The following is a 15669-nucleotide window of genomic DNA, read 5'->3' on the forward strand; positions in this document are numbered from 1 at the left end:
GTCAGCCTATCCAGCCACTGGTCTTCATCGCCGAGTACACGGCGACCACGGCCAGCACGAAGAACGCAGTCGCCGCCAGGCGGCGGATCAGCGTCAGCGGCAGTTTGTCTGCGGCAAAATTACCCGCCAGAACCACCGGCACGTTGGCAATCAGCATGCCTAGGGTGGTGCCGATGATCACCATGATCAGGTGCGGGTACTGGGCGGCCAGCATCACCGTGGCAACCTGGGTCTTGTCGCCGATCTCGGCCAGGAAGAACGCAATCAACGTGGTCAGGAACGGGCCGAAGCGCCGTGCCGGGTTCTCGTCATCGTCCATCTTGTCCGGCACCAGGGTCCACAACGCAGTGGCGGTGAAGCTCGCGGCCAGGACCCAGTGCAATACCGATTCGCTGAAGAAACCACCGACCCACGCCCCCACGGCACCGGCTGCGGCATGGTTGGCCAGGGTGGCGGCGATGATGCCGGCAATGATCGGCCAGGGCTTGCGAAAGCGCGCGGCAAGAATGAGTGCGAGCAGTTGCGTCTTGTCGCCGATTTCGGCGAGGGCAACGATGGCGGTGGGGACTAGCAGCGATTCCAGCATCAGGATTCCTACGGGGGCGGGTCGACACGGCTATGACACGTACAGCCTCCCCGCCCCGGGTAAGGTGTGCGTGTCATAGGTCTTGTCAAACCCAGGCCCGTCTGTGCGGACCGCGGGTCGTACGCGCCATGGCCTGTGGGCCAAGTATGTTGACGCGTACCGGGCGAGCAGGGCGCTCGCGGGAGACTACTCCCCTAGGACGGAGCGGATTCTGCCTACGCCCATGGCTTTAGGCAAGCGCTGTTTTTCAACCGCGTGTGGCGCGGTAAATACGAAAACCCATGGCCTCGGCGCGGGTTTCACAGTTGCCCAGTGCCTCCTGTATCAGTGGCTGGTAACGCAGGAAACTGTTGGCGACTAGCCGCATTTCGCCACCTTTTCGCAGGTGTTGGCCGGACTTTTTCAGCAAGTTCTCCGCGGCCTGGTAATGCGTGTGCACCCCGGTGTGGAACGGCGGGTTGCTCAGGATCAGGTCCAGGCCCTGGGGGGCGGCGTCGATGCCGTCACCGCTGATCACCTCGCCCTCCAGGCCGTTGGCGGCCAACGTCAGGCGGCTGGCGGCAACCGCAAAGGCGTCCACGTCCAGCAGCGTCACCTGGCTTTGCGGGTAGCGGCGCTTGACCGTCGCCCCGAGCACGCCAGCGCCGCAACCGAAGTCCAGCACCTGGCCGACCGGCAGGCCGTCGAGGTGCTCAAGAAGCAGTGCACTGCCCTTGTCCAGACGGCCATGGCTGAACACCCCTGGCAGGCTGACCACCTGCAGCGGGCCGTCGGCCAGCGCCAGTTCGAAGCGTTCGGCCAGGCTTTCCAGCGGCTTGGCTTCTGGGGCGTTGTCCACTGTCACCTGCCACAGCTGGCAATGCCGCGCGCTGTCGAGCTTGCGTGGCTTGCCGAAGGCCTGCAACTGCTTGGCCGCGCCCTCGATGCCGCCGCGTTTTTCGCCCACCAGGTACAGGGTGCGACCGGCCAGGCGCGAAGCCAGGGCGTTGAGCAGGTAGGCCGCCAGTTCGCGAGACTTGGGCAGAAACAGCACGGCGCTGTCAAAGGCCACGGCAGGTGCCTCGACACCGTGGTGGCAGCGGCCGGCGAAGCGGGCCTGCAACAGCGCCTGGTCGCCGGCGTGCCAGGTCCAGGCGTGGGCCTGTGGCAGCTCGGCGAGCAGGCCGTCGGCGGGGGCACCGGCGATCAGCAGCGGGCCCTGGAACAGGTCCGCCTGGCGGAGCAACACTTCACTGCGCGGGTCCATGGACGACGCCTCCTGAAAAAGTGGCGCAGTGTAGCAGAGCCCGGCCTCGGGCTCAGCTGACCACGCGGCGTGGCTGGCCTGCGAAAAAGGCCTGCACGTTCTCGGCCAGCTGGCCGACGATGCGCTGGCGCGATTCCACCGCGCCCCAGGCGCTGTGCGGGGTGATGATCAGGCGCGGGATATCTGCCGCCAGCAGCGGGTTGCCGTTGACTGGTGGTTCGACGCTGAGCACATCGGTGGCGGCGCCACCCAGGTGGCCATTACGCAGGGCGTCGGCCAGGGCCTGTTCGTCGATCAGGCCGCCGCGGGCGGTGTTGACCACCAATGCGCCCTTTTTCAGCAGGGCCAGTTCGCCGGCGCCGATCATGTGCCGGGTATGTTCGTTGAGCGGGCAGTGCAGGGTCAGCGCATCGACCTGCGGCAGCAGTTCTTGCAGCGGCAGGCGATCGTCACGTGCCGGGCGCCCCGGGATCTGCCCGCTCAGCACGCGCATGCCGAAGGCTTCGGCCAGCCGCGCCACGGCGCCGCCCAGTTCGCCATGGCCGAGCAGGCCGAGGGTCTTGCCTTCCAGCTCGACGATGGGGAAGTCCAGCAGGCAGAACTGGCTGGCCTTGGCCCATTGGCCGGCGGCCACGGCCTGGTTGTAGTCGCACAGGCGGGTGGCCAGGGCCAGCAGCAGGGCGATGGTGTGCTGGGCCACCGACGGCGTGCCGTAGCCCTGGCAGTTGCACACGGTAATGCCCTGGGCGCGGGCGGCGGCCAGGTCGACATTGTTGGTGCCGGTGGCGGCCACCAGGATCAGCTTCAACTGCGGGTTGGCCGCGAGCGCCGCGGCGTCGAGCATGACCTTGTTGCTGACCACCACGCTTGCGCCCTGCAACCGTTCAGCCACTTGCCCGGGGGCGGTGGCAGCGTACAGCTCGAATTCGTCGAACTGCTGACTGAGTGGCGACAGGTCGAGGTCACCGAGGTCGAGGGACTGATGGTCGAGAAACACGGCGCGACGCAAACTGGGCATGGGGCTCTCCGGTGGTGGGGCGCAACGGATGGGGTGGGGCTTTCGCGGGCAAGCCCGCTCCTACAGGTATTGCGCAGGTTTAAAGGCTGGCGCTGTACCTGTGGGAGCGGGCTAGCCCGCGAAGAGGCCATCAGCGGCAGTGTCGAGCGCCAGGTCGCCTTGAGTCAACGCTTGCCACTCATACCTCGCGCCGCCAAATCATTCCTTCGGCTGATTTGACCGGTGCGTCACCGTTCTACAGTAAGTATCTGAATTGTCCTGCCTGTTTTCGAGAAAAGGGATACTCCATGCTGCAGACGCGCATCATCAAGCCCGCCGAGGGCGCCTACCAATACCCTCTGCTGATCAAGCGCCTGCTGATGTCGGGCAGCCGTTACGAAAAAACCCGTGAAATCGTCTACCGCGACCAGATCCGCCTGACTTATCCACAGCTGAGCGAGCGCATCGCCCGGCTGGCCAACGTGTTGACCGAAGCCGGAGTGAAGGCCGGTGACACCGTTGCGGTGATGGACTGGGACAGCCACCGTTATCTTGAATGCATGTTCGCCATCCCGATGATCGGCGCGGTGGTACACACCATCAACGTGCGCCTGTCGCCCGAGCAGATCCTCTACACCATGAACCACGCCGAAGACCGCTTCGTGCTGGTCAACAGCGACTTCGTCGGCTTGTACCAGGCCATCGCCGGCCAACTGACCACGGTGGACAAGACCCTGCTGCTGACCGACGGGCCGGACAAATCCGCCGAGCTGCCCGGGCTGGTGGGCGAGTACGAGCAGTTGCTGGCCGCGGTCAGCCCGCACTACGACTTCCCCGACTTCGACGAAAACTCGGTGGCCACCACCTTCTACACCACCGGCACCACCGGCAACCCCAAGGGCGTGTACTTCACCCATCGCCAGCTGGTACTGCACACCCTGGCCGAGGCCTCGGTCACTGGCAGCATCGACAGCGTGCGCCTGTTGGGCAGCAACGATGTGTACATGCCCATCACCCCGATGTTCCACGTGCATGCCTGGGGCATCCCCTATGCCGCCACCATGCTGGGCATGAAGCAGGTGTACCCGGGGCGCTACGAGCCGGACATGCTGGTGCGCCTGTGGCGCGAAGAGAAGGTCACGTTCTCGCACTGCGTGCCGACCATCCTGCAGATGTTGCTCAACTGCCCCAACGCCCAAGGGCAGGACTTCGGCGGCTGGAAAATCATCATCGGCGGCAGCGCGCTCAACCGCGCCCTGTACGAAGCGGCCCTGGCCCGCGGCATCCAGCTCACTGCGGCGTATGGCATGTCGGAAACCTGCCCGCTGATCAGCGCCGCCCACCTGAACGACGAACTGCAGGCCGGCAGCGAGGACGAGCGCGTCACCTACCGGATCAAGGCCGGCGTACCGGTGCCCTTGGTGGAGGCGGCCATCGTCGACGCCAACGGCAACTTCCTGCCTGCCAACGGTGAGGCCCAGGGCGAACTGGTGCTGCGCGCACCGTGGCTGACCATGGGCTACTTCAACGAGCCGGAAAAAAGCGAGGAGCTGTGGCAGGGCGGCTGGCTGCACACCGGCGATGTGGCCACCCTCGACGGCATGGGCTTCATCGATATCCGCGACCGCATCAAGGATGTGATCAAGACCGGCGGTGAGTGGATCTCGTCGCTGGACCTCGAAGACCTGGTCAGTCGCCACCCGGCGGTGCGCGAAGTGGCGGTGGTCGGGGTGCCCGACCCGCAGTGGGGCGAACGGCCGTTCGCCCTGGTTGTGCTGCGTGACGGCCAGGCCCTCGATGCGCGTGCTTTGAAAGAGCACCTCAAGCCGTTCGTCGAGCAGGGGCACATCAACAAGTGGGCGATCCCCAGCCAGATCGCCGTTGTTACTGAAATTCCCAAGACCAGCGTCGGCAAGCTCGACAAGAAGCGCATCCGCCTGGACATCAGCCAGTGGCAGGCCAGTAACAGCGCATTCCTGTCCACCTTGTAACAGCATGCGGCCCATGCCGTTCAGGTTGTGGGCCGCATTCCAGAGCGGTTGGCGCCTTGCCAAACGATTAAAATGGTCCATGCTTGAGCACGGTCAGCACCCAGGTGGGTTACCGAGGTGTGTCACGGCCACGCAACACAAATCACACTTTAGAGGGATCAAGCGCCTGTGACCGCTGGCTATAGTCGGGTCAGGGGAATTTCAGGAATGGGGGAGGCGACGCGCGGCATGCGCAGCGCCACGGGCAGGAGCCTGCGTCATCGGGCGCTCGAGCCGTTCTTGAAGGGACTCACTGCCATAACAATAAAGTACATGGAGTAGCGTCGATGACATCTGCAAACCCGTTCTGGCGCCGGGCACGTCTGCCTCTGGCCGTCAGCCTCGCTTCTACGCTCGCAAGTCCCGCTTTCGCTGTCAGCTTCAACATCGGGGAAATCGAAGGCCAGTTCGACTCGTCGCTCTCCATCGGCGCCAGTTGGTCGACCGCCAACCCCAACAAGAACCTCATCGGGGCCAACAACGGTGGCAGGGGGTTGTCGCAAACCTCCGACGACGGCCACCTGAACTTCAAGAAGGGCGAAACCTTCTCGAAGATCTTCAAGGGCATTCACGACCTCGAACTCAAGTACGGCGACACCGGCGTGTTCGTGCGCGGCAAGTACTGGTACGACTTCGAGCTCAAGGATGAACACCGCGAGTTCAAGGACATCAGCGACTCCAACCGCAAGGAGGGCGCTAAGTCTTCTGGCGGCCAGATCCTCGACGCGTTCCTCTATCACAACTACAGCCTCGGCGACCTGCCGGGCACCGTGCGCTTCGGCAAGCAGGTGGTGAGCTGGGGTGAAAGTACCTTCATCGGCGGCGGCATCAACGCCATCAACCCTATCGATGTCTCGGCGTTCCGCCGGCCTGGCGCGGAAATCAAGGAAGGCCTGATTCCGGTCAACATGTTCTACCTGTCGCAGAGCGTCACCGACAACCTGACCATGGAAGGCTTCTACCAGCTGGAGTGGGACCAGACCGTCGTCGACAACTGCGGTACGTTCTTCTCCCAGCCCGACGTGATCGCCGATGGCTGCGACAACAACCTGGCGGTGCTGGCGACTCAGTCCGCCGTGGCCGGGCGCCTGGGTGCACAGATCGGCCCGTTCGCAGGCCCCGCGATGAACGCCCTGGCCAACCAGGGCGTGAGCTGGGGGTCGCCGGACGAAGGTGTGATCGTACGGCGCGGCCCGGATCGCGATGCCCGCGACAGCGGTCAGTTCGGTGTGGCCCTGCGCTATATGTTCGAGCCATTGAACACCGAGTTCGGTGGTTACTTCATGAACTACCACAGCCGTGCACCGATCTTCAGCGGCCGTGGCGCCGATGCGCGCTTCTACCAGCCGGGCAACCTGGCGGGCGCCTTGATCGCCGCCGGTGTACCCGGTGCAGCCGCGACCAACCCGGCACTGCTTCAGGCGCTGATGCCGCTGTACGTGGCGGGCAACTCCAGCTACTACGTGGAGTACCCCGAGGACATCCGCCTGTATGGCTTGAGCTTCTCCACCACCTTGCCCACCGGTACCGCGTGGAGTGGTGAAATCAGCTACCGGCCGAATGCGCCCGTGCAGCTGAACACCACCGATATCCTGTATTCGGGCCTGACGCCGCTCAACCCGAATGCCTCGGTGCTTCAGGGCTTTGCCAATACTGATCAGTCGGGTTACCGGCGCAAGGAAATCACCCAACTGCAAACCACCTTCACCCATTTCTTCGATCAGGTAATGGGGGCCGAGCGTCTGACCATGGTCGGCGAGGTGGGCTGGACCCACGTTGGCGGCCTGGAAAGCACCTCCAAGGCGCGTTACGGGCGTGATCCGGTATACGGCCCGGGGCCTCTGCCCAATGGCACCTGCCAGACGCTCAATGCCAGCACACTGGCCGGCGCCCCGCAGAACAACCTGTCGCGCTACTGCGAAAACGACGGTTTCACCACCTCCGACTCCTGGGGTTACCGCGTTCGCGCCATCTGGGACTACAACAGCGTCTTCGCCGGGGTGAACCTGCGCCCAAGCGTGGCCTGGTCCCACGACGTCTCGGGCTACTCGCCAGGCCCTGGCGGCAACTTCGAAGAGGGCCGTAAGGCAGTCAGCCTGGGCCTGGACGCCGAGTACCAGAACACCTACACCGCCAGCCTGTCGTACACCAACTTCTTCGACGGCAAGTACACCACCGTGGATGATCGCGACTTTGTTGCCCTCAGCTTCGGCATGAACTTCTAATTCAGGACGAGACAGACAATGAACACCACAAAAAGTCTGCTGAAAGCCGGTGTGCTGGGCTTGTCCCTGCTGGCCACCAGCGTCATGGCGGCGGTGTCCGCCGACGAGGCGGCCAAGCTGGGCTCGACCCTCACGCCGATGGGCGCAGAAAAGGCCGGCAACGCCGATGGCTCCATCGGCCCTTGGGAGCCACTGTCCAAGTCGGCCGGCAGCGCCGACGCCAAGGGCTTCCTGTCCGACCCGTATGGCAGTGAAAAGCCGCTGTTCACCATCACCGCGCAGAACGCCGAGCAGTACAAGGACAAGCTCTCGCCCGGCCAGATGGCGATGCTCAAGCGCTATCCCGACAGCTACAAGCTCCCGGTGTACAAGACCCACCGCAGCTCTACGGTGCCTGACGATGTGTTCGCCGCCATCAAGGAAAACGCCACCAAAACCACCTTGGTCGAAGGCGGCAACGGCCTGAACAACTTCCGCACTGCGGTGCCGTTCCCGATCCCCAAGGACGGCCTCGAGGTGATCTGGAACCACATCACCCGCTACCGCGGTGGCAGCGTCTCGCGCCTGGTCACCCAGGCCACACCACAGCCGAACGGCTCCTACAGCTTGGTGTACTTCAGCGACAAGTTCGTGTTCCGCGACAAGATGAAGGACTACGACCCGAACAACCCGGGCAACGTGCTGTTCTACTTCATGCAGGAAGTGACCGCGCCGTCGCGCCTTGCCGGTACAGTACTGCTGGTGCACGAGACCCTCGACCAGGTCAAGGAACCGCGCAAGGCCTGGATCTACAACGCCGGCCAGCGCCGTGTGCGCCAGGCGCCGCAAGTGTCGTACGACGGCCCGGGTACCGCCGCCGACGGCCTGCGTACCTCCGACAACCTGGACATGTTCAACGGTGCGCCAGACCGCTACGACTGGAAGCTCGAAGGCAAAAAGGAGCTGTACATCGCCTCCAACGCCTTCAAGCTCGATGACCCGAAGCTCAAGTACGCCGACATCATCAAGGCCGGCCACATCAATCAGGACCTGGCACGCTACGAGTTGCGCCGCGTATGGCATGTGGTCGCCACGCTCAAGCCGGGCCAGCGGCACATCTATGCCAAACGTGACTTCTACATCGACGAGGACACCTGGCAAGCGGCCGTGATCGACCAGTACGACGGGCGCAATCAGCTGTGGCGCGTGTCCGAGGCGCATGCCCAGCCGTACTACGACAAGCAAGTGCCGTGGTACACCCTCGAGTCCATCTACGACCTGCAATCGGGCCGTTACCTGGCACTGGGCATGAAAAACGAAGAGAAGCGCGCCTACGACTTTGGCTTCACCGCCAGCAAGGCAGACTTCCAGCCCGCCGCGCTGCGTCAGAGTGGCATCAAATGAGTTGAGCGCTGCACCCTCCTTGTAAACTCCCAGAACGCCCCGGCTTGCCGGGGCGTTTCTGTTTACCCAGACCTGGTGGGGCATGGGCTGGTTTATGGCCCATCATTGCCTTGGCTGATATCTGGCAGGGTTGTCTTTTTTTGTCGTAGTCTTTTTTGCGCAAATCGCGCCCATCATCTTCAAATGCTCAAGTTTTGCCGCTAGTCTCGCAAAAATCCGTTTTGCCGAAGTCTTCCCAACAGAACGAGCCGGCCATGACAGACCTGTCCCGCATACATGGAGTCGCCAGCCAGGCACTGGGCCTGTTGGACGGGCGTTTCTTTCGGCCACCGTTGCCGCAAGCCCATGTCCCCCGGGACCGCCTGTGCCAGCGCCTGAGCGCAGGCCTGGCGGGGCGCCTGTTGCTGATAAACGCGCCGGCAGGCTTCGGCAAAAGCTCACTGGCCATCGAGTTCTGCCAGGGCTTGCCTGGGCACTGGCGCAGCCTTTGGCTTGGCCTCAGCCAGCGCGACGCCGACCCAGGGCGTTTTCTTGAGCGCCTGCTCGAAGGCCTGCAGCAGTTTTGCCCGGCCTTGGGCGGCCAGGCGCTGGGGCTGCTGAAAATGCGTCAGCGCCATCAGCCATTCGCCTTCGAAGAGTGGCTCGATGGGTTGCTCGACGAGCTGGCGCTGTACCTGCAACCCGACACCCCCTTGCTGCTGGTGCTGGACGACTACCACCTGGCCCAGGGCCCGGTGCTCGACCGCTGCCTGCAGTTCTTCCTCAACCACCTGCCCGCCGGGCTGGTGCTGCTGGTCACCAGCCGCCAGCGCCCCGACTGGCACCTGGCGCGCCTGCGCCTGTCGCGCCAGCTGTTCGAACTCAACGAACAGGACCTGCGCCTGACCCCTGAGGAGTCATTGGCGGTGATTGGCCGCCAGCCCACCGGCCTGCGTGGCCAGGCGCTGGACAACCTGATCCAGCGCAGCGACGGCTGGGTGGCCGGCTTGCGCTTCTGGCAGCTGGCGGCCAGCGAGTCAGGTGACGACGGCGCGCTGCCCCAGGCCCTGCACGGGGGCGAAGGGCTGATCCGCGACTACCTGCTTGAAGAAGTCATCGACATTCTGCCGGCCACCGTGCAGGCGTTTCTCTACGACACCGCATGTCAGGAGCGTTTTTGCGCCGAGCTGTGTGACGCCGTGCGCGAGCGTGACGACAGCGCCGAGGTGCTGGGTTACCTGCAGGCCCACCAGGTGTTCCTGGTGCCGCTCGACGAGCACGGTCGCTGGTTCCGCTACCACCACCTGTTCTCCGACCTGCTGCGCAGCCGTCAGGCCAGCGGGCCCCTGGCCAGCCAGCACCTGCGCGCCAGCCGCTGGTTCGAAAGCCAGGGCCTGCTGGATGAAGCGGTGGAGCAGGCCTTGCGCGCAGGTCACCTGGATGTGGCGGCGGACCTGGTGCAGAGCCTGTCCGAAGAGCAACTGCTGGCCGAGCAGAACGTCGGCATGTTGCTGCGCTGGAAAATGGACTTGCCCGACAGCCTGCTGATCAGCACCCCGCGCCTGATCGTGCTGTACAGCTGGGCCCTGGGCCTGGCTTGCCAGCTGGATGCGGCTGAAGAGCTCGCCGGCTACCTGAGCCGTTTCCTGCCGGCGCCTTCGGCCACGGCCCAACGCTCGATGCTGGCGCAATGGCTGGCCCTGAGCGGCATCATCGCCAGGGGTCGCGGTGACCGCCAGCGCACCTTCAGCTATTGCAGCGAAGCCCTGCAAAGCCTGCCCTGCAAGCGTTACGGGCAACGCCTGGTGTGCCTGTCGACGCTGTCCAACCTGGCCATCGCCGATGGCGATTTCTGGCGCGCCCGGGGCTGGAACCGTGAGGCCCTGGAGCTGGCCCAGCGGGTCGGCAACCCACTGTTCGAGGCGCTGGCCCATTACGACCGGGCCCGGGTGCTGCACGCCCGTGGCGAGGTGCTCAGGGCGCTGGATGAAGTGCGCCAGGGCCTGCAGCGCCTGCAGGGGCTGTCGGGCCAGCGGCTGTATGCGGTGCGCGCCCGGCTCACGCTTTACGAAGGCTACCTGCTGGCTACCCGGCTGCAGCCCGCACAAGCACGCACACGCCTGCGTGCCGGGCTCAGCGAGGCACGCGCCTGCCGTGATATCAGCGTACTCATCGGCCACTGTGTGATCGCCACCCTGGACGGTCGCGAAGGGCGCTTTGCCGAGGCCTTCTCGGAACTGGCCGAAGCCGAACGGCTGATGCATATCTGGGATGTGCCACCCATCTTCTATCTGGCCATGATCACCTTGGTGAAGTGTGAGTTGTGGCTGGCCCAGGGCCGCACCGACCTCGCCGAATCCTGGCTGCTGCGCCTGGGCCAGACCTACGGCGGCGAGCAACCGGCCGCGGCCCCCGAATTTCACCCCTTGCTGCCGCTGCATATCGAACTGCAGCGGGCGCTGCTGGAGCAGGTGCTCGAGCGCCCGGCGGATGCCGAGGCACGCCTGCATGCGCTGGCCGCCCGGGGGCAGGCCAGTGGCGGCATGGCGCTGGCCATCTGTGCGATGTGCCAGTCGGTCGGGTTGTTGCTGGCCCAGGGGCGTGAAAACGATGCGGTGAAACTGCTGGCGCAGGCCGTTGAGGCAGCGCAAGGTGGCGCGCTGCAAGCGTTCCAGCGGCTTATCGAAGTACATCCGCAGTGGTTGCGCGAGCAACTCGCCGTACGCGCGTGCGCGGTCCAGGCCGAGTTGCTGGCGCGCCTGCCCGACGCCCCGCAAACCGCCAGCAGCCCTGCCGAATCGCTCAGCGGCCGTGAACTGGCGGTGCTCGAGCTGATCGCCCAGGGTTGCTCCAACCAGCAGATCAGCGAACGGCTGTTCATCTCGCTGCACACGGTCAAGACCCACGCCAGCCATATCAACAGCAAGCTGGGCGTGGAGCGCCGCACCCAGGCCGTGGCTCGGGCCAAGGCCTTGGGTTTGCTGGCGTAGTGGCGTTTTGCCCGCTAACATGGCGGGCTGCTGAGCGCTCATCTTTCCAGGCTCGCTGCCGATACACAGTTCGGCGGCATGCATCGGCGCGCGCCACTTTTTCCCATTATTCCAATACAGGCCGTCTTGATGCTGCAGTACGGGCAAAAAAGCTTTCTGATCGTCGACGACTTCACCGATTTTCGTACGTCGACCCGCTCCATGCTGCGTGAGCTGGGCGTGCGCGACGTCGACACCGCCGACAGCGGCGAGCAGGCGCTGCGCATGTGCGGGCAGAAGCGCTACGACTTCATCCTCCAGGACTTCCACCTGGGCGACGGCAAGAAGAACGGCCAGCAGGTGCTCGAGGACCTGATCCTCGACAAGCTGATCAGCCATGAATGCGTGTTCATCATGGTCACCGCCGAGAGCAGCCAGGCCATCGTGCTCAGTGCCATCGAGCACGAGCCGGACGCCTACCTGACCAAACCGTTCAACCGTGTCGGCCTGGCCCAGCGCCTGGAAAAACTGGTACAGCGCAAGACCCTGCTCAAGCCGATCCTCCAGGCCCTGGACCGCGGCCAGCCGGCCCAGGTGCTCGCCGCCTGTGCCGAGCTGTGCAAGAAAGACCCGCGCTTCGCCCCGCTGTGCCTGCGCTACCGAGCCGACGCGCTGCGCGACCTGAACCGTTTCGACGAGCTTGAGAAGTTCCTGAAAGGCATTCTCGCCAGCCGCCCGCAGCCGTGGGTGTATGCGGCGCTGGGCAACCTGCTGCACAAGCGCGGCCAGCATGCCCAGGCCCAGGGCGTGTTCGAGCAGGCGCTCAAGGCCTTCCCGATCATGCCCAGCCTGTATGACGGCATGGCCGACGTGCTGGTGGCCCAGGGCGAATCGCGCCGTGCCCAGCACATGCTTGAAGAGGCCGTGCGCCTGTCGCCGCTGGCTGTGCGCCGGCAGGCGGCGCTGGGCAAGCTGGCGCTGGAGAACGCCGACTTCGAAACCGCCTCCAAGGCTTACCGGCACTCGGTCAACCAAGGGCAGAGCTCGCGCTACAAGGATGCTGAAAGCAACCTGGGCCTGGCCCAGGCGCTGATGAACAAAAACGCAGGCTTTGGCCTGGATGCGCGTACCCGGGTTGAAATCAACACCGTGCTCAGCGAAGTGGCCAAGGAGCATGTCGAGGACCAAGGCCTGCAGGTGCGTGCGCGGCTGATGAAGGCCGCCAGCCTGCAGCAGGCCGGTGACCCGGACACCGCAGCCAAGCTCACCGAACAGGCCATGCAGCGGCTTGAGAAGATGGACCAGTTCTTCTCGGTGGAAGCCGCGTTGACTGTGGCCAAACAGCTGCAGCAGCTTGGTCAGGATGCGGCGGGCACCTCCATCCTGAAAGGCTGCGTGGAAACCTACGGCGATGACCCAAAAGTCATGCAGAGCGTGGCCAAGCTTACCGACGACCCCACGGTGCTGGGCGCGGTGACCGAAGCGGTCGACCTCAACCGCCAGGGCGTTCGCAGCTACCAGGGCGGCCAGCTCAGCGAAGCGCTGGGCATGTTCCGCAAGGCGCTGTCGCTGCAACCGAAAAACATCAGTATCGCCCTCAACACCGCCCAGGCCTTGCTGCGCATCGGCGGTGAAACTCCGCCGCCGGCACTGCTGCAGGAGTGCCGCGACTGCCTCACCAGCGTGGCCGGCATCCCGGCCAGCGACAGCCGCTACGAGCGCTACCGCAAGCTGCATGTGCGGGTGTTCGGCGCATGAGCCAGGGCGACCAGGGGCTGGATTTTTCCACGGTGATCGCCTCCACCGTGCACGACCTGAAAAACTCGCTGTCGGCGTTGATCCAGGCCCACAACCAGTGGCTGGCACGCCTGCCCGAAGAGCTTCAGGGCGGCGCCGAGCAGGGCATCATGGAGCATGAGTTCAGCCACCTGAACGGCATGCTGGTGCAGTTGCTGGGCCTGTACAAACTGGGTGTCAACCAGCTGCCGGTGTGCCCCGACTACCACGAGCTGGACGACTTCATCGAAGCCCAGCTGGCGGCCCACCAGGAGGTGCTCAAGCACCGCGACATCCTCGCCACCTGGCGCATCGACACCGACAACCCGCTGGGTTTCTTCGACCGCGAGCTGGTCGCCTCGGTGGTGGCCAACGTGCTGACCAACGCCATTCGCTACGCCGGCCACGCACTGCTGATCAGCATCGAGGAGGAGGGCGAGCAACTGGTCATCAGCGTCAACGACGACGGCGCCGGTTATCCACAGCGCATGCTCGAGCGCCAGAGCGATTACGTGCAGGGCATCGACCAGCAAAGCGGCAGCACCGGCCTGGGCCTGTACTTCGCCGCGCGCATCGCTGCGCTGCACGAGCGCAACGGGGTGCGCGGGCGGATCGAGATCGCCAATGGCGGGGCGCTGGGGGGCGGGTTGTTCAGGTTGTATTTGCCTTGAACTCGGTAATCAGGTGAAACACTCCCAGGATCAGTTGCAGGGGCTTTCCTTCTGTTTGTAGGAGCACTCCTTGAATGCTGATTTAGCCTCAGGAGGCCTGTTTTTCGGTGCTGATGGTGGTTAGTAATACGGCTCCCAAACAATCCAGGAGTCGTACCGATGCAAAAAACAGTCAGCCATCGTCGTAAACCTTCGCGTGAACATAATTCTCCCCATGGGCAAGCCAGGGTTCGATATGACCTCGACACTCTGTTGAGCCAGTGCGACTTCCACGCCCCAGCCCCGAAAGACCTCGAAGCCTGGGATCAAATGCGCCCTGTAGCGCGTGAAATTTGCTGAACCTGGTTGAGTGAGTGCCATGGGAGATGGTCTTCGCTACCAGGTGTACCGTTCATTGGCAAGAAAACGTGTGGAGGAGGTTCTGCTTGATCAGCCTGCTCTTCTTAAGGATGGCGTTCAGGCTGATCAGGTCAGGATGGAGCCCATAACACCCGCGTGTGTTGAGGCAAGCCTGCAATGGGGAGATAGCGCCACGCTGTTTCCATGGGAGTGCGTTCAGCGATGGAAGGGCAAGGACCGCAGAGGTTTCGATCTGGCGATTTGGCACGCTAGTGAGCTGTGCGGCCTTTGCTATGCCACGCCACGCAAGAGTCGTCTGTGCATCAAGATCATCTTGCTTGAAAGCCAGCCAGGCCGTTCTCATCCTCTGGCCGGCTCCGTGGCGGCGCTTGCAATCATGTCGACCGAGTTTTACGGTCGGATGCTGGGCTGTCGTGAAATCGAGATCGAGAATCCCGTATTCGCAATACGCCCGTTGTATGAAGCGCTAGGCTTCAAATGCATGCTTGGCAGTCGCCTTGTGATGAAAATCGATCCTTAATACTATCGGGCGCCAGTCCTTTGTGGAGGCAGTCGTGAAATCTGCAAAACAGCACACAGCAGAGCAGGCCATGGCCCATTTCGAAGCGCAAGCACGACGATTGGTGGGTGAGGTATCCCGTACTCAGTTGCGCTTGCTTCAAGTGGCCAAGGAACAGGGCGTTAAACTTGAGCCGGGCGGGCGTATGGCTGGTTGAGTCGGCAGTACTGCCGTGATTACCCGACGACCTTCACCGGCCGTTTTTACCGTGATTTCCCTAGGCAAGCATGAACCTACAACCCACTAGCCTCATCCGCGAAACCTTCCCCGTCGGCCCTTTGCAGTGCAACTGCACCCTGATCGGCGACCCGCTCAGCAAAAAGGCCATCGTCGTCGACCCGGGCGGTGACGAGCAGAAAATTCTTGCCCGCCTGCAGCACCACGGCCTGACCTTGGTGAGCATCATCCACACCCACGCCCACTTCGATCATTTCCTCGCCTCGGGCCGGCTCAAGGAACTGACCGGCGCCACCTTGCACCTGCACAAGGCCGACCAGCCGTTGTGGGACAACCTCGAAATGCAATGCCAGATGTTCGGTGTGCCCTACACGCCGGTCCCCTCGCCCGACCGCTGGCTGGGCGACGATGAAGCGCTGGCCTGTGGCTGCGGCGTGGCGCTGCACACCCCGGGGCACACGCCGGGCTCGATGAGCTTCTGGTTCGCCGAGCACAAGCTGCTGATCGCCGGCGACACCCTGTTCCGTCGTGGTGTCGGCCGTACCGATTTGTGGGGTGGCGATCAGCGGGCTATCGTTCGTTCCATCAAGGAGCGGCTGTACCGGCTGGATGAAGAGGCGATCGTGGTGACCGGCCATGGCCCGGACACCCGCCTCGGTGACGAGATGCGCGAGAACCCGTTCGTGCGGGCGTAAAGTTTCATGGAATTTT

The 15669-nt window shown here is 64.0% G+C and carries 12 protein-coding genes and 1 riboswitch; of the genes, 9 read left to right on the forward strand and 3 right to left on the reverse strand.

All coding sequences use genetic code 11. From position 1 onward, the window contains the following. Position 1 precedes the first annotated feature (1 nt). The 3 genes from ACI2KK_RS00280 to ACI2KK_RS00290 all read right to left on the reverse strand — a co-directional run bounded on the left by ACI2KK_RS00280 (position 2) and on the right by ACI2KK_RS00290 (position 2850). Positions 2-583: a TMEM165/GDT1 family protein gene (locus ACI2KK_RS00280; RefSeq protein WP_217888805.1), complete on the reverse strand. Its 582-nt coding sequence runs from the start codon at positions 581-583 to the stop codon at positions 2-4. Positions 584-674: 91 nt separating this feature from the next. Then, positions 675-793, reverse strand: a riboswitch (yybP-ykoY riboswitch). Positions 794-833: 40 nt separating this feature from the next. Next, complete coding sequence (locus ACI2KK_RS00285; RefSeq protein WP_404667453.1) at positions 834-1832, reverse strand: methyltransferase; 999 nt, start codon at positions 1830-1832, stop codon at positions 834-836. A gap of 52 nt (positions 1833-1884) precedes the next feature. Continuing rightward, the gene (locus tag ACI2KK_RS00290; RefSeq protein ID WP_404667454.1) at positions 1885-2850 is read right to left on the reverse strand and encodes a 2-hydroxyacid dehydrogenase; all 966 of its coding nucleotides are present in this window, start codon (positions 2848-2850) and stop codon (positions 1885-1887) included. A 287-nt stretch (positions 2851-3137) separates the two neighbouring features. Here ACI2KK_RS00290 and ACI2KK_RS00295 point away from each other — a divergent pair, with 287 nt between their 5' ends. From ACI2KK_RS00295 to ACI2KK_RS00335, 9 genes are all read left to right on the forward strand, one after another. Continuing rightward, the gene (locus ACI2KK_RS00295) at positions 3138-4820 is read left to right on the forward strand and encodes a fatty acid--CoA ligase (protein WP_404667455.1); all 1683 of its coding nucleotides are present in this window, start codon (positions 3138-3140) and stop codon (positions 4818-4820) included. Between the two features lie 326 nt (positions 4821-5146). Further along, on the forward strand, positions 5147-7084 hold the full coding sequence (locus ACI2KK_RS00300) for a DUF1302 domain-containing protein (RefSeq protein ID WP_404667456.1): 1938 nt from the start codon (positions 5147-5149) through the stop codon (positions 7082-7084). An 18-nt stretch (positions 7085-7102) separates the two neighbouring features. Further along, positions 7103-8467 (forward strand): DUF1329 domain-containing protein, encoded by a 1365-nt coding sequence (locus tag ACI2KK_RS00305; protein WP_404667457.1) that lies wholly within the window; start codon positions 7103-7105, stop codon positions 8465-8467. A gap of 254 nt (positions 8468-8721) precedes the next feature. After that, positions 8722-11436, forward strand: a complete 2715-nt coding sequence (locus ACI2KK_RS00310) for a LuxR C-terminal-related transcriptional regulator (RefSeq protein WP_404667458.1) — start codon at positions 8722-8724, stop codon at positions 11434-11436. A 129-nt stretch (positions 11437-11565) separates the two neighbouring features. Further along, positions 11566-13173, forward strand: coding sequence for a response regulator (locus ACI2KK_RS00315; RefSeq protein ID WP_369988082.1), 1608 nt, complete (start codon positions 11566-11568; stop codon positions 13171-13173). Then, on the forward strand, positions 13170-13862 hold the full coding sequence (locus ACI2KK_RS00320) for a sensor histidine kinase KdpD (protein ID WP_217840313.1): 693 nt from the start codon (positions 13170-13172) through the stop codon (positions 13860-13862). Before ACI2KK_RS00315 ends, ACI2KK_RS00320 begins: the two co-directional genes overlap by 4 nt. Positions 13863-14220: 358 nt before the next feature. Continuing rightward, positions 14221-14742 (forward strand): N-acetyltransferase, encoded by a 522-nt coding sequence (locus ACI2KK_RS00325; protein WP_404667459.1) that lies wholly within the window; start codon positions 14221-14223, stop codon positions 14740-14742. A gap of 34 nt (positions 14743-14776) precedes the next feature. Then, positions 14777-14938, forward strand: coding sequence for a hypothetical protein (locus tag ACI2KK_RS00330; RefSeq protein WP_404667460.1), 162 nt, complete (start codon positions 14777-14779; stop codon positions 14936-14938). Positions 14939-15008: 70 nt separating this feature from the next. Beyond that, on the forward strand, positions 15009-15653 hold the full coding sequence (locus tag ACI2KK_RS00335; protein ID WP_404667461.1) for an MBL fold metallo-hydrolase: 645 nt from the start codon (positions 15009-15011) through the stop codon (positions 15651-15653). Positions 15654-15669: the final 16 nt, after the last annotated feature.

The sequence above is a fragment of the Pseudomonas sp. NPDC089406 genome, from assembly GCF_044900265.1.
Taxonomy (GTDB): Bacteria; Pseudomonadota; Gammaproteobacteria; order Pseudomonadales; family Pseudomonadaceae; genus Aquipseudomonas; species Aquipseudomonas fakonensis.